At 64.9% G+C, this 12,715-nt stretch carries 14 protein-coding genes and 1 tRNA gene; all 15 read right to left on the reverse strand.

The window, feature by feature from the left end:
* Positions 1-15 precede the first annotated feature (15 nt).
* Positions 16-327 (reverse strand): NADH-quinone oxidoreductase subunit NuoK, encoded by a 312-nt coding sequence (nuoK, locus tag F3J10_RS09485; protein WP_013698856.1) that lies wholly within the window; start codon positions 325-327, stop codon positions 16-18.
* 18 nt (positions 328-345) lie between these two features.
* Positions 346-1,008, reverse strand: a complete 663-nt coding sequence (locus F3J10_RS09490) for an NADH-quinone oxidoreductase subunit J (RefSeq protein WP_013698857.1) — start codon at positions 1,006-1,008, stop codon at positions 346-348.
* Between the two features lie 114 nt (positions 1,009-1,122).
* A complete protein-coding gene (nuoI, locus tag F3J10_RS09495) occupies positions 1,123-1,611 on the reverse strand; it encodes an NADH-quinone oxidoreductase subunit NuoI (protein WP_013698858.1) in 489 nt (162 codons plus the stop codon).
* 16 nt (positions 1,612-1,627) lie between these two features.
* Positions 1,628-2,692 (reverse strand): NADH-quinone oxidoreductase subunit NuoH, encoded by a 1,065-nt coding sequence (gene nuoH, locus F3J10_RS09500; RefSeq protein ID WP_025096464.1) that lies wholly within the window; start codon positions 2,690-2,692, stop codon positions 1,628-1,630.
* Positions 2,693-5,026 (reverse strand): NADH-quinone oxidoreductase subunit NuoG, encoded by a 2,334-nt coding sequence (gene nuoG, locus F3J10_RS09505; RefSeq protein WP_167241947.1) that lies wholly within the window; start codon positions 5,024-5,026, stop codon positions 2,693-2,695.
* Between the two features lie 82 nt (positions 5,027-5,108).
* The gene (nuoF, locus tag F3J10_RS09510) at positions 5,109-6,428 is read right to left on the reverse strand and encodes an NADH-quinone oxidoreductase subunit NuoF (protein WP_013698861.1); all 1,320 of its coding nucleotides are present in this window, start codon (positions 6,426-6,428) and stop codon (positions 5,109-5,111) included.
* Complete coding sequence (gene nuoE / locus F3J10_RS09515; RefSeq protein WP_013698862.1) at positions 6,425-6,910, reverse strand: NADH-quinone oxidoreductase subunit NuoE; 486 nt, start codon at positions 6,908-6,910, stop codon at positions 6,425-6,427. The genes nuoF and nuoE overlap by 4 nt, the downstream gene beginning before the upstream one ends.
* Before the next feature lie 165 nt (positions 6,911-7,075).
* The gene (locus tag F3J10_RS09520; RefSeq protein WP_013698863.1) at positions 7,076-8,329 is read right to left on the reverse strand and encodes an NADH-quinone oxidoreductase subunit D; all 1,254 of its coding nucleotides are present in this window, start codon (positions 8,327-8,329) and stop codon (positions 7,076-7,078) included.
* A gap of 9 nt (positions 8,330-8,338) precedes the next feature.
* Positions 8,339-8,941 (reverse strand): NADH-quinone oxidoreductase subunit C, encoded by a 603-nt coding sequence (locus F3J10_RS09525; RefSeq protein WP_025096466.1) that lies wholly within the window; start codon positions 8,939-8,941, stop codon positions 8,339-8,341.
* A gap of 19 nt (positions 8,942-8,960) precedes the next feature.
* Positions 8,961-9,440 carry an NADH-quinone oxidoreductase subunit B gene (locus F3J10_RS09530; protein WP_013698865.1) on the reverse strand — a complete coding sequence of 160 codons (480 nt, stop codon included), beginning with the start codon at positions 9,438-9,440 and terminating at the stop codon, positions 8,961-8,963.
* A 66-nt stretch (positions 9,441-9,506) separates the two neighbouring features.
* The gene (locus F3J10_RS09535; protein WP_013698866.1) at positions 9,507-9,866 is read right to left on the reverse strand and encodes an NADH-quinone oxidoreductase subunit A; all 360 of its coding nucleotides are present in this window, start codon (positions 9,864-9,866) and stop codon (positions 9,507-9,509) included.
* Between the two features lie 155 nt (positions 9,867-10,021).
* Positions 10,022-10,106, reverse strand: a tRNA-Leu gene (locus F3J10_RS09540).
* A 110-nt stretch (positions 10,107-10,216) separates the two neighbouring features.
* Positions 10,217-10,606, reverse strand: a complete 390-nt coding sequence (gene secG / locus F3J10_RS09545; protein ID WP_017918089.1) for a preprotein translocase subunit SecG — start codon at positions 10,604-10,606, stop codon at positions 10,217-10,219.
* Between the two features lie 79 nt (positions 10,607-10,685).
* Entirely contained in the window at positions 10,686-11,441 is a 756-nt protein-coding gene (tpiA, locus tag F3J10_RS09550; RefSeq protein ID WP_025096467.1) for a triose-phosphate isomerase, read from the reverse strand.
* A 153-nt stretch (positions 11,442-11,594) separates the two neighbouring features.
* Entirely contained in the window at positions 11,595-12,614 is a 1,020-nt protein-coding gene (locus F3J10_RS09555) for an NAD(P)H-quinone oxidoreductase (RefSeq protein WP_025096468.1), read from the reverse strand.
* Positions 12,615-12,715 lie beyond the last annotated feature (101 nt).

The raw sequence follows: 12,715 nt of genomic DNA on the forward strand, positions 1-12,715 counted from the left end.
CAGACTCGCCTGAAATTAGCCCTTGAGCTGGTCGAGATCCTCGACATTGATGGTGTCGAGTTTGCGGAACAGCGTCACCAGAATCGCGAGGCCGATTGCCGCTTCCGCCGCTGCAACCGTGAGCACGAAGAACACGAAGATCTGTCCGTGCACGTCCCCGAGATAATGCGAGAACGCGACGAAGTTCGTATTGACCGCGAGCAGCATCAGCTCGATCGCCATCAGGATCACGATGATGTTGCGGCGGTTCAGGAAGATGCCGACGATGCTGATCGCGAACAGGATCGCGCCGAGCACCAGGTAGTGGGCAAGAGTCAGGTTCAACATGGTTGGGTTCTCCTCCGCTCAGCTCTTGGTGGCCGCGGCGGGATCGGCCGCGGCGGGTGCCGCTTCCGGCGCGGGCGGCTTCTCGGCCGCCATCTTCACGAGACGCACGCGATCCTGGCGGCGCACGCTGACCTGGTCGGACACGCGCTGGCGCTTGCGCTCCTTGCCGCGGCCCGAGGTCAGCGAAACCGCCGCGATGATCGCGACCAGCAGCACCAGGCCGGCGATTTCGAAGGCGAAGATGTAGTCGGTGTAGATCACCTTGCCGATCAGTTGCGTGTTCGTCATGTTGGCGAGCGCGCCGGAGGCGATCTCGCGCACCGGCGAGGACGTCGCGCCGTAGCCGCGCCAGAGGATCAGCGCGGTCTCGACCACGATGATCGCGCCCACCACGGTGGCCATCGGCACGAAGCGGCGGAAGTCGCGGCGCAGCACGTCGGTGTTGATGTCGAGCATCATCACCACGAACAGGAACAGCACCATCACCGCGCCGACGTAGACGAGCACCAGCAGGATGGCGAGGAACTCGGCCTCGAGCAGCATCCAGATCGCGGCCGCGTTGAAGAACGCGAGGACGAGGAAGAGCGCGGAAGCCACGGGGTTGCGCGCGGTGATCACCTTCAGCCCCGAGATCACCAGCAGCAGCGAGAAGATGTAGAAGAGTACGGTCGTGAAGTCCATGGTTACCGGTTCATCGTTTAGGCCTTGGTCAGGCACGGTTCTCGGGCACTGCGACGTGCCGCGCACCGTTGCCGCGGCGGCTCGGGCCGGCCCCTGGGGCCGGCCGGTCCTGCATTAGCGATACGGCGCGTCGGCGGCCTTGGCGGCCGCGATGTCCTTCTCGTAGCGGTCGCCCACCGCGAGCAGCATTTCCTTGGTGAAATACAGGTCGCCGCGCTTTTCGCCGTGGTACTCGAGGATCTGCGTCTCGACGATCGAATCGACCGGGCAGCTTTCCTCGCAGAAGCCGCAGAAGATGCACTTGGTCAGGTCGATGTCGTAGCGCGTGGTGCGGCGCGTGTTGTCGGCGCGCACCTGCGATTCGATGGTGATCGCCATCGCCGGGCACACGGCCTCGCAGAGCTTGCAGGCGATGCAGCGCTCCTCGCCGTTTTCGTAGCGGCGCAGCGCGTGCAGCCCGCGAAAACGCGGCGAGATCGGCGTCTTCTCTTCCGGGAACTGCACCGTGATCTTCCGCTTGAACGTGTAGCGGCCCGTCATCGCGAGCCCCTTCACCAGTTCGGTCAGGAAGAAGGTCTTAAAGAATTGTTGGATTGCCGTCATGATGGGATCCGCCCTCTCAATTCCAGATATTCAGCGGCGACATCATCCAGAAGCCGACCACGACCACCCAGATCACGCAGATCGGCAGGAAGATCTTCCAGCCCAGGCGCATGATCTGGTCGTAACGGAAACGCGGGAACGTGGCGCGCACCCAGATGAAGACCGACAGCAGCATGAAGATCTTCAGCACCAGCCAGACCACGCCCGGAATGAAGTGCAGGAAGCTGAACGGCGCGTCCCAGCCGCCGAGGAACAGCGTCGCCGCCAGCGCCGAGATCACGATCATGTTGATGTACTCGGCGAGGAAGAACAGCGCGAAGCCCATCCCCGAGTAATCGATCATGTGACCGGCCACGATTTCCGATTCGCCTTCCACCACGTCGAACGGGTGGCGGTTCGTTTCCGCGATGCCCGAGATGAAGTAGATGACGAACACCGGCAGCAGCGGCAGCCAGTTCCAGGACATGAAGTTGATGCCGTGATGCGCGAAGTAGCCGTGCTGCTGCGAGACCACGATGTCCGAGAAATTCAGGCTGCCGGCCGTCATCAGCACCAGCACCAGGGCGAAGCCCATCGAGATTTCGTAGGACACCATCTGCGCGGCCGCGCGCATCGCGCCGAGGAACGCGTACTTCGAGTTGGAGGCCCAGCCGGCCAGGATCACCGCGTAGACGCCGATCGAGGAAATCGCCATCGCGTAGAGCAGGCCGGCGTTGATGTTGGCGAGCACCGCGCCGGCCTGGAACGGAATCACCGCCCAGATCGCGAAGGCCGGCACCACCGTCATGACCGGCGCGATCAGGTAGAGCCAGCGGCTGGCCGCGCTCGGCTGGATCACTTCCTTGAGCAGCAGCTTGAGCACGTCGGCGATCGGCTGCAGCAGGCCGCCGGGGCCGACCCGGTTCGGGCCGAGACGCACGTGCATCCAGCCGATCAGCTTGCGTTCCCAGAGAATCAGGTAGGCGACGCTGAGCAGGATCACCACGCAGACCACCAGGATCCGCACCAGCGCCCAGACGGTCGGCCATGCCGCGCCGAGCAGCTCGGTACCACCCGAATTGATCGTATCGAACAAGCTCATTTACGCCTTCTCCACCACGAGTTCACCGGACAGGCCGCCGAGTGCCGCACCGGCGGGCGTGGCAGCCGACACGCGGACCACCGTTTCGGCCAGGTTCGCGTCACGCACCGCCGGCAACTGCACCGAGCGGCCGCCCTGGCTGATGCGCACCGCATCGCCGTTGCTCAGGCCGAGGCGGTCGAACAGCGCGGCCGGCAGGCCCGCCGAATGCGCAGCCTTGGCCGCCACCGTCAGGTGCAGCACGCCGGCACGGCGCGAGAGCGGATCGGCGTGATAGATCGGCACGTCGGCCAGGCGCTCGAAACCGCCGCTGGCCGATGCCGCCTGGGTCGCGCGGGCCGGCTGCGCGACCGCAGCATTCGACAGGCGCGAAGCTCGGTCGCCGTCGCCGAGCGCGGCGAGCCGCACTTCGTCCGAGGTTTCGTATTCGAAGTTCGGCAGGCCCAGCAGGCTGCCCAGCACGCGCAGCACCTTCCAGCCCGGGCGCGTATCGCCGAGCGGGCGCACCACGCCGTTGAACGACTGGGCACGGCCTTCCGCGTTGACGTAGGTGCCGGCCGTCTCGGTGAAGGGCGCGATCGGCAGCAGCACGTCGGCGTACTCGGCATCGATCTTGAACGGCGACATCACCACCACCATCTCGGCCTGCTCGAGCGCGGCGCGCGCGGCGATCGGATCGGCCGTGTCGAACTCGGGTTCGACGTTGAGCAGCAGGTAGCCCTTGCGCGGCTGCGCGAACGCTTCGCGCGCGTTCAGGCCGCCCTCGCCCGGCAGCGCGCCGACCAGGTGCGCGCCGACCGTGTTGGCGGCTTCGGTCAGGAAACCGAGCGTGGCACCGCTGTGTTCGGCGATCCACTGCGCGACGGCATGAATCTGCGCGAACTGAGGATGCTGGACCACGCCGTTGCCGAGCAGCACCACGCGGCGTTCGCCGGTGGCAAGCGCCTTGGCCAGGCGCTGCGCCTCGGCCGAGGCCTCGACGCCTGCCAGCGATGCCGGCAGCTCAACGCCGCTCGCCTGGGCGACCGCGGCGGCGATGCCGGCCAGCGTGTCGAGCCAGGCCGACGGCGCGGCGACGATGCGCTTCGCGCTCGGGATCAGGGCGTCGTCGCCCGTGGCATGCAGCAGGTGGATTTGAGCGCCGGCCTTGGCGGCCTGGCGCAGGCGCGCGGCGAACAGCGGGTGATCGCGGCGCAGCGTCGAGCCGACCACGAAGGCGGTATCGACATTGGTCAATTCGGCGATCGGCATGCCCAGCCACGGCGCACCCGACATCGGCGCCGAGAAATCGGTCTGGCGCAGGCGGAAGTCGACGTTCGGCACCTTCAGCTCGTGGGCCAGTTGCTTGACCAGGAACAGTTCCTCGACCGTGCTGTGCGGGCTCGCAAGCGCGGCCAGCGCATTGGCGCCGTGATCGGCCGCGATGCCCTTGAGGCCCTTCGCGACGTATTCGAGCGCGGTCTGCCAATCGGTCTCGATCCACTCGCCGCCCTGCTTCAGCATCGGCTTGGTCAGGCGATCCTCGCTATTGAGGCCTTCGTAGGAGAAACGATCCTTGTCGGAGATCCAGCACTCGTTGACGGCTTCGTTCTCGAGCGGCAGCACGCGCATCACGCGGTTGTTCTTGACCTGCACCACCAGGTTCGCGCCCACCGAATCGTGCGGGCTGACCGACTTGCGGCGCGACAGCTCCCAGGTGCGGGCGCTGAAGCGGAACGGCTTGCTCGTCAGCGCACCGACCGGGCACAGATCGATCATGTTGCCGGACAGCTCGGAATCGACAGTCTTGCCGACGAAGGTGGTGATTTCCGAGTGCTCGCCGCGGCCCAGCATGCCGAACTCCATCACCCCGGCCACTTCCTCGCCGAAGCGCACGCAGCGCGTGCAGTGGATGCAGCGCGACATCTCTTCCATCGAGATCAGCGGGCCGACGTTCTTGTGGAACACCACGCGCTTCTCCTCGCGATAGCGCGAGGCCGACTTGCCGTAACCGACCGCCAGATCCTGCAGCTGGCACTCACCGCCCTGGTCGCAGATCGGGCAATCGAGCGGGTGGTTGATCAGCAGGAATTCCATCACGGCCTGCTGCGCCTTGACCGCCTTTTCCGAGTGCGTGCGCACGATCATCCCGGCCGACACCGGGGTCGCGCAGGCCGGCACGGCCTTCGGCATCTTCTCGACGTCAACAAGACACATGCGGCAGTTCGCCGCAACCGACAGTTTTTTGTGGTAGCAGAAGTGGGGAATATACTTGTCTGCCTTGTGTGCAGCCTGGATCACCATGCTGCCTTCGGGCACCTCGACCGTCTTCCCGTCTATCTCAAGTTCAACCATGATGATGTATGGTCCTTAGCCTTTAGCGCTCGCTCGCGCTCTCGCCCGTCGGGGCGCTGATGTTCCGCAATCGGGTTTCGCTTCAGGCCGCCGCGGCGACGCTGCCGTGCGAATGCTCGCCGACCATGCAATGCTTGTGCTCGACGTGATACGCGAACTCGTCCCAGTAGTGCTTCAGCATGCCGCGCACCGGCATGGCCGCCGCGTCGCCGAGCGCGCAGATGGTGCGGCCCATGATGTTCTCGGCCACCGAGTTCAGCAGGTCCAGGTCCTCGACGCGGCCCTCGCCGTTCTCGATGCGCTTCACCACGCGATAGAGCCAGCCCGTGCCTTCGCGGCATGGCGTGCACTGGCCGCACGACTCCTCATGGTAGAAGTACGACAGGCGCATCAGCGAGCGCACCATGCAGCGCGTCTCGTCCATCACGATCACCGCGCCCGAACCGAGCATCGATCCCGCCTTCGCGATCGAGTCGTAGTCCATGTCGGTCTGCATCATCATCTCGCCGGGGATCACCGGCGCCGACGAACCGCCCGGGATCACCGCCTTCAGCTTGCGACCGCCGCGCATCCCGCCGGCCAGCTCGAGCAGCGCCGCGAACGGCGTGCCCAGCGGCACCTCGTAGTTGCCGGGACGCTCGACGTCGCCCGACACCGAATAGATCTTGGTGCCGCCGTTGTTCGGCTTGCCGATCTCGAGGTAGGCCTGGGGGCCGACCGTCAGCAGGAACGGCACCGCCGCGAAGGTTTCCGCGTTGTTGATGGTGGTCGGCTTGCCGTACACGCCGAAGCTCGCCGGGAACGGCGGCTTGAAGCGCGGCTGCCCCTTCTTGCCCTCGAGCGATTCGAGCAGCGCGGTTTCCTCGCCGCACACATAGGCACCGTAACCATGGTGCGCATGCAGCTGGAACGAGAATTCCGAACCGAGGATGTTGTTGCCGAGATAACCGGCCGCGCGCGCCTCTTCCAGGGCTTCCTCGAAGCGTCGATAGACCTCGAAGATTTCACCGTGGATGTAGTTGTAGCCGGCGGTGATGCCCATCGCATAGGCGCCGATCGCCATGCCCTCGATCACCGAGTGCGGGTTCCAGCGCAGGATGTCGCGATCCTTGAAGGTGCCCGGCTCGCCCTCGTCCGAGTTGCAGACCAGGTACTTCTGGCCCGGGAACTGGCGCGGCATGAAGCTCCACTTCAGGCCGGTCGGGAAACCCGCGCCGCCGCGGCCGCGCAGGCCCGAGGCCTTGACGTCGGCAATCACCTGCTCGGGGGGGATCTTTTCTTCGATGATGCGGCGCAGTTGCTTGTAGCCACCGCGCGCGACGTAGTCTTCGAGACGCCAGTTCTCGCCGTTCAGGTTGGCGAGGATCAGCGGTTTGATGTGACGATCGTGGAGGGACGTCATTTCGAAAGCTCCTCAAGAAGCTGGTCGATCTTCTCTCGGCTCATGAAGCTGCACATCTTGTGATTGTTGAGCAGCAGCACCGGCGCGTCGCCGCACGCGCCGAAACATTCGCCTTCCTTCAGCGAGAACCTGCCGTCGGGCGTGGTCTCGCCGAAATCGATACCGAGCTTCTGCTTCAGATAGTCGGCCGTGGCCTCGGCGCCGCCATGCGGCCCGAGCTGGCACGGGAGATTCGTGCAGAGCGTGAGCTTGTGCTTCCCGACCGGCTTCAGTTCGTACATCGTGTAGAACGTCGCGACCTCCTGCACGGCGACGGCCGGCATGCCAAGATAATCCGCGACGAACTGCATCAGTTCGGGCGACAGCCAGCCGTGCTCGTCCTGAGCGACGGCCAGGGCCGACATCACGGCGGACTGTTTCTGATCGGCGGGATATTTCGCAATCACGCGATCGATTTCTTTCAGGCCTTCAGCTGAGATCATTTTCAGACACGACTCTTTCAATTCCTACCGAACGAACAACCTGCCGCGGGGATGCGGGACGGCAGACCTGGCGCTCACTATTGACTGCCCGCGAATACGCACCAGCACGGTGCGCAACGCGAAGCCTTACTGCTCGCCGCCCGCTCGACGCGGACGGCGTGACGATCAACGGTCGATTTCGCCGAACACGATGTCCTGCGTACCGATGATCGTGACCGCGTCGGCAATCATGTGGCCGCGCGCCATTTCGTTGAGCGCGGAGAGATGCGCGTAACCGGGCGCGCGAATCTTGAGCCGGTACGGCTTGTTCGCGCCGTCGGACACGAGGTAGATGCCGAATTCACCCTTCGGATGTTCCACCGCTGCGTAGGCTTCGCCTTCCGGCACATGAAAACCTTCGGTGAACAACTTGAAATGGTGAATCAGGTCCTCCATGTTCGACTTCATGTCGACACGTTTGGGCGGCGCAACCTTGTGATTGTCGGTCATCACCGGCCCCGGATTCTTCCGCAGCCACTCAATACACTGTTTCGCGATGCGGCAGGACTGGCGCATTTCCTCGACCCGAACCAGGTAACGGTCGTAGCAATCGCCGTTCACGCCGACCGGGATGTCGAAGTCGAGCCTGTCGTAGACCTCGTAGGGCTGCTTCTTGCGCAGGTCCCACTCGATGCCGGAGCCGCGCAGCATCGCGCCCGTCAGGCCGAGCTGCAACGCACGTTCCGGGCTCACCACGCCGATCCCGACCAGGCGTTGTTTCCAGATCCGGTTGTCGGTCAGCAGGGTTTCGTATTCGTCCACGCATTTCGGGAAACGCGTGAAGAAATCGTCGATGAAATCGAGCACCGAGCCCTGGCGGGCCTCGTTCATCTTCTCGAGGGCCTTGGCATTGCGGATCTTCGACGCCTTGTATTGCGGCATGACGTCAGGCAGATCCCGGTAGACGCCGCCCGGACGATAGTAGGCCGCGTGCATGCGCGCGCCCGACACCGCCTCGTAGACGTCCATCAGGTCCTCGCGCTCGCGGAACGCGTAGAGGAACACCGCCATCGCGCCGACGTCGAGGCCGTGCGAGCCGATCCACATCAGGTGGTTCAGCACGCGGGTGATTTCGTCGAACAGGACGCGGATGTACTTGGCGCGCTCCGGTACCTCGATACCGAGCAGTTTCTCGATCGCGAGCACGTAGCCGTGCTCGTTGACCATCATCGACACGTAGTCGAGGCGGTCCATGTAGGGCACCGACTGGATGAAGGTCTTGTTCTCGGCGAGCTTCTCGGTGGCCCGGTGCAGCAGGCCGATGTGCGGATCGGCGCGCTGGATCACCTCGCCGTCGAGCTCGAGCACGAGGCGCAGCACACCGTGCGCGGCCGGGTGCTGGGGACCGAAGTTGAGCGTGTAGTTCTTGATGTCAGCCATGCCGCCCTCTCAATGTTTCAGGCCGCCGTAGCGATCCTCGCGGATCACGCGCGGCGTGATTTCTCGGGGCTCGATCGTCACCGGCTGGTAGACGACGCGCTTTTCCTCCGGGTCGTAACGCATTTCGACGTAGCCCGAGAGCGGGAAGTCCTTGCGGAACGGATGGCCGATGAAGCCGTAGTCGGTGAGGATGCGGCGCAAGTCCGGATGGCCCTCGAAGACGATGCCGAACAGGTCGAAGGCCTCGCGCTCGTACCAGTCCGCCGAACTCCAGACCTCGACCATCGAGGCCAGGATCGGCAGGTCGTCGTCGGGTGCGAACACACGCAGGCGCAGGCGCCAGTTGTTGGTGATCGACAGCAGTTGCAGCACCGCCGCGAAGCGGGGGCCGTCGTAGGCGCCGTCGCCATAGGTTTGATAGTCGACGCCGCAGAGGTCGATCAGCTGTTCGAAGCCGAGCTTGCGGTCGTCGCGCAACTGGGTGGCCACCTCGACATAGTCGCGCGCACGTACGACCAGGGTCAGCTCGCCGATCGCTTCGGTCAGGCTGACCACGCGCTCGCCGAGCGCGGCCTCGAGGTTGGCTTTCAGGGTCTCGATTTTGCTTGCCATATTGTGGGTGCTCGGGACTTTATTGACGGGCGATGGTGCTGGTCCGGCGGATCTTCGCTTGCAGCTGGATCACGCCATAGACGAGCGCCTCGGCAGTCGGCGGACACCCTGGCACGTAGACGTCGACGGGCACGATACGATCGCAGCCGCGCACGACGGAATAGGAATAGTGATAGTAGCCGCCGCCATTGGCGCACGACCCCATCGAGATCACCCAGCGCGGCTCGGCCATCTGCTCGTAGACGCGGCGCAGCGCCGGTGCCATCTTGTTGCAGAGCGTGCCGGCGACGATCATCACGTCGGACTGGCGCGGACTCGGACGGAACACCACGCCGAACCGGTCGAGATCGTAGCGGGCCGCGCCCGCGTGCATCATCTCGACCGCGCAGCATGCGAGACCGAACGTCATCGGCCACAGCGAGCCGGTGCGCGTCCAGTTGATCAGTTTGTCAGCCGTGGTGGTGACAAACCCTTCCTTCAAGACCCCTTCGATACTCATTGCTTTCCACTCCTGACAGGCGGCGGAGAGTGGCCGCCTCACGCAAACCGGTGACAAATCCGCCCGTTACTCCCAGTCCAGGCCGCCCTTTCTCCAGATGTAGGCGAAGCCGAACAGGAATTCGAGCAGGAAGATCATCATGGCCATGAAGCCGGGCCAGCCGATGTCGCGGAAGGCGACACCCCATGGAAACAGGAAAGCGGTTTCGAGATCGAAGATGATGAACAGGATGGCGACGAGGTAGTAGCGCACGTCGAACTTCATGCGCGCGTCCTCGAAGGCCTCGAAACCGCACTCGTACGGTGAGTTCTTTTCGCTGTTGGGCTTGTTGGGACCGAGGACCTTGCCAATGCCGACCAATGCCACTCCCAAACCAACGCCCACGATGAGGAACAGCAAGACGGGGTAATAGGCAGCGAGGTTCAAGGCAATCCTCTATCGGTTAGTTCTGATCGTTCCGGAGCATATCACCTTCCGGACAAAGGGTCATTTCGGACTGCACGCTATCCGGGGACAACGCAAATCGGAGCCTGAAATGAAAAATGCCAGCCGCTTGGAAGCTGGCTGGCATTGCGGAATCTTGGTGCCGACGGCGAGACTCGAACTCGCACAGCTTTCGCCACTACCCCCTCAAGATAGCGTGTCTACCAATTTCACCACGTCGGCACTACGGCAACTCGGGAAGAACTGCTGATTCCCGCGAATCGCTTCAAGAATTAAATTCTAACCCGTTTTCTTCTAGCTGATCAACTAGTATCGAGCGCTTTCTTGAATTTTTATTTCGGGACGTCCTGGCCCGAACTCGACGCGGCCGAGGCGGCGGCGGGCACGGATGCCGAAGGCGCCGATGCGGCAGCAGCCTGCGAGCCCGCTGCGGCCGATGCCGGCGCCGTGGCCGCACCGAGCAGGCCGATCGACGGTGCCGACTTGTAGGAACCGAGATAGGTCAGCGCCAGCGTGGCGATGAAAAATATTGTTGCGAGAACCGCGGTGGTACGCGACAGGAAGTTCGCCGAGCCGGTGGCGCCGAACAGGCTGCCCGATGCGCCGCTGCCGAAGGCCGCGCCCATGTCGGCACCCTTGCCGTGCTGGAGCAGCACCAGGCCGATCACGCCGAGCGCAGACAGGATCTGCACCACGATAATCAAAACTTTCAGAAAGGACATCTCATTCACCCGAATTGTGGGACGCTGCGCGCCTCTCGCGCGGCCCCGGATTCACAAACCGACGGCGCCGGCCGCGCGCTTACTTCGCCGCGCGGCAGATCGCCAGGAAATCATTGCTCTTGAGCGACGCGCCGCCGATCAGGCCGCCGTCGATGTCCGGCTGGCCGAACAGTTCGGCCGCATTGTCCGGCTTCACGCTGCCGCCGTACAGCACCGACACCTGCTCGACACCCTTGGCGGCCAGCCGCGAACGCAGGAAGGCGTGCACCTGCTGTGCCTGCTCCGAACTCGCGCTCTTGCCCGTGCCGATCGCCCAGACCGGCTCGTAGGCCACCACGATGCGCGCCGCCTCCTCGGCCGACAGCAGCGCGAGCACCGCGTCGAGCTGCGCGCCGACCACCTGCTCGGTCGCATTCGACTCGCGCTCGGCCAGGGTCTCGCCGACGCAGACGATCGGCGTCAGGCCGGCCGCCAGCGCGCGCTGCGCCTTCACGGCGACCAGGTCGCTCGATTCGCCGTGGTAGGTGCGACGCTCCGAATGGCCGACCAGCGCGTACTTCGCGCCGAACTCGACGATCATCGCCGCCGCGACCTCGCCCGTGTAGGCGCCCTGCTCATGGGCCGACACGTCCTGCGACCCCGCCGTCACGCGGCTGCCCTGCAGCAGCTCGCCCACCTGGGCCAGATACGGGAACGGCACGCACACCCCGATCTCGACACCGGCCTGCACGTCCTTCGCGCCCTCGAGCACTTCGTTGAGCAGCGCGCGATTGCCGTCGAGACGGCCGTGCATCTTCCAGTTACCGACTACCCGCTTCACTCGTTGTGTGGACATCGTCTCTCGTATCTCGAACTGAATCCGAACTGATGAATCTCATCAAGGCCGCATCGCCTGGCGTCCGCCATCTCGAGAACGAGGACGGCCCCCACGGGCGCAGCAAACCGGCGATTTTACTTCGGCGCGCAAGAACCGGTCAAACCGCGAATGTCAAGCGCTCGCGCCCCATTCGAGCACGATCTTGCCGACATGCTCGCTGCTCTCCATCAGCGCATGGGCCTGGGCGGCCTCGGCCGCCGGCAGCACGCAGTGGATCACCGGGCGCACCGTGCCGGCCTCGATCAGCGGCCAGACGGTTTCCTTAAGTTGCGCGGCGATCCGGGCCTTGAACTCGACCGGACGCGGGCGCAGCGTCGAGCCCGTGATGGTGAGCCGCCGGCGCAGGATCTCGCCGAGGCTGACCTCCGCCTTGGCGCCGCCGAGCAGCGCGATCACCACCAGCCGGCCGCCGTCGGCCAGCGCGCTCAGCTCGCGCGGCACATAGGGGCCGGCCACCATGTCGAGGATCACGTCCACGCCGCGGTCGTTGGTCAGCGACTTCACGACATCGACGAAATCCTCGTTCCGGTAATTGATCGCCCGTTCCGCGCCGAGCGCCTCGCAGGCGCGGCATTTCTCGTCGGTGCCGGCGGTCGCGAACACGCGAAAACCGAGCGCGTGCGCGATCTGGATCGCCGTCACGCCGATCCCGCTGGAGCCGCCCTGCACCAGCAGCGTTTCCTGCTCGCCGCCCTCGCCACGACCGAGCCCGCCGCGATCGAATACATTGCTCCAGACCGTGAAGAAGGTCTCGGGCAGCGAGGCCGCCTCGACCTCGCTCAGGCCCGCCGGGACCGGCAGGCACTGCGCGAGGGGCGCCGTCGCATACTCGGCATAGCCGCCGCCCGCGAGCAAGGCGCATACGCGATCGCCGAGCTTCAAGCCGAACGGATTCGCGACGCCATCGCCGAATTCGCCGCCGACGATCTCGCCCGCCACCTCCAGCCCGGGCAGGTCCGACGCGCCCGCAGGCGGCGCATAGGCCCCCTTGCGCTGGAACACGTCCGGTCGATTGATGCCGAACGCGGCCACCTTGATGAGCACTTCGCCGCGCTTCGGATCGGGCCGGGGCCGCTCGACGAGCTTGAGCACGTCGGGCGCGCCGAACTCGGTGATTTCGATCGCTTTCATTTGCGTCGCTCCAAGATAGGGACGGGCCTGCGCCGATTCACGACGCAGGCCCGTCCATCCTGCAGGAAAAACGGCCGGCGCGCTGACGCGGCCGGCCGCTT

The organism is Burkholderia sp. Cy-637 (genome assembly GCF_011753175.1).
Lineage (GTDB): Bacteria > Pseudomonadota > Gammaproteobacteria > Burkholderiales > Burkholderiaceae > Burkholderia > Burkholderia gladioli.

Bases quoted from the DNA above. Each gene is read 5' to 3' on its own strand.
- nuoK (WP_013698856.1), bottom strand. From the start codon at position 327: ATGTTGAACCTGACTCTTGCCCACTACCTGGTGCTCGGCGCGATCCTG.
- F3J10_RS09490 (WP_013698857.1), bottom strand. From the start codon at position 1,008: ATGGACTTCACGACCGTACTCTTCTACATCTTCTCGCTGCTGCTGGTG.
- nuoI (WP_013698858.1), bottom strand. From the start codon at position 1,611: ATGACGGCAATCCAACAATTCTTTAAGACCTTCTTCCTGACCGAACTG.
- nuoH (WP_025096464.1), bottom strand. From the start codon at position 2,692: ATGAGCTTGTTCGATACGATCAATTCGGGTGGTACCGAGCTGCTCGGC.
- nuoG (WP_167241947.1), bottom strand. From the start codon at position 5,026: ATGGTTGAACTTGAGATAGACGGGAAGACGGTCGAGGTGCCCGAAGGC.
- nuoF (WP_013698861.1), bottom strand. From the start codon at position 6,428: ATGACGTCCCTCCACGATCGTCACATCAAACCGCTGATCCTCGCCAAC.
- nuoE (WP_013698862.1), bottom strand. From the start codon at position 6,910: ATGATCTCAGCTGAAGGCCTGAAAGAAATCGATCGCGTGATTGCGAAA.
- F3J10_RS09520 (WP_013698863.1), bottom strand. From the start codon at position 8,329: ATGGCTGACATCAAGAACTACACGCTCAACTTCGGTCCCCAGCACCCG.
- F3J10_RS09525 (WP_025096466.1), bottom strand. From the start codon at position 8,941: ATGGCAAGCAAAATCGAGACCCTGAAAGCCAACCTCGAGGCCGCGCTC.
- F3J10_RS09530 (WP_013698865.1), bottom strand. From the start codon at position 9,440: ATGAGTATCGAAGGGGTCTTGAAGGAAGGGTTTGTCACCACCACGGCT.
- secG (WP_017918089.1), bottom strand. From the start codon at position 10,606: ATGTCCTTTCTGAAAGTTTTGATTATCGTGGTGCAGATCCTGTCTGCG.
- tpiA (WP_025096467.1), bottom strand. From the start codon at position 11,441: ATGTCCACACAACGAGTGAAGCGGGTAGTCGGTAACTGGAAGATGCAC.
- F3J10_RS09555 (WP_025096468.1), bottom strand. From the start codon at position 12,614: ATGAAAGCGATCGAAATCACCGAGTTCGGCGCGCCCGACGTGCTCAAG.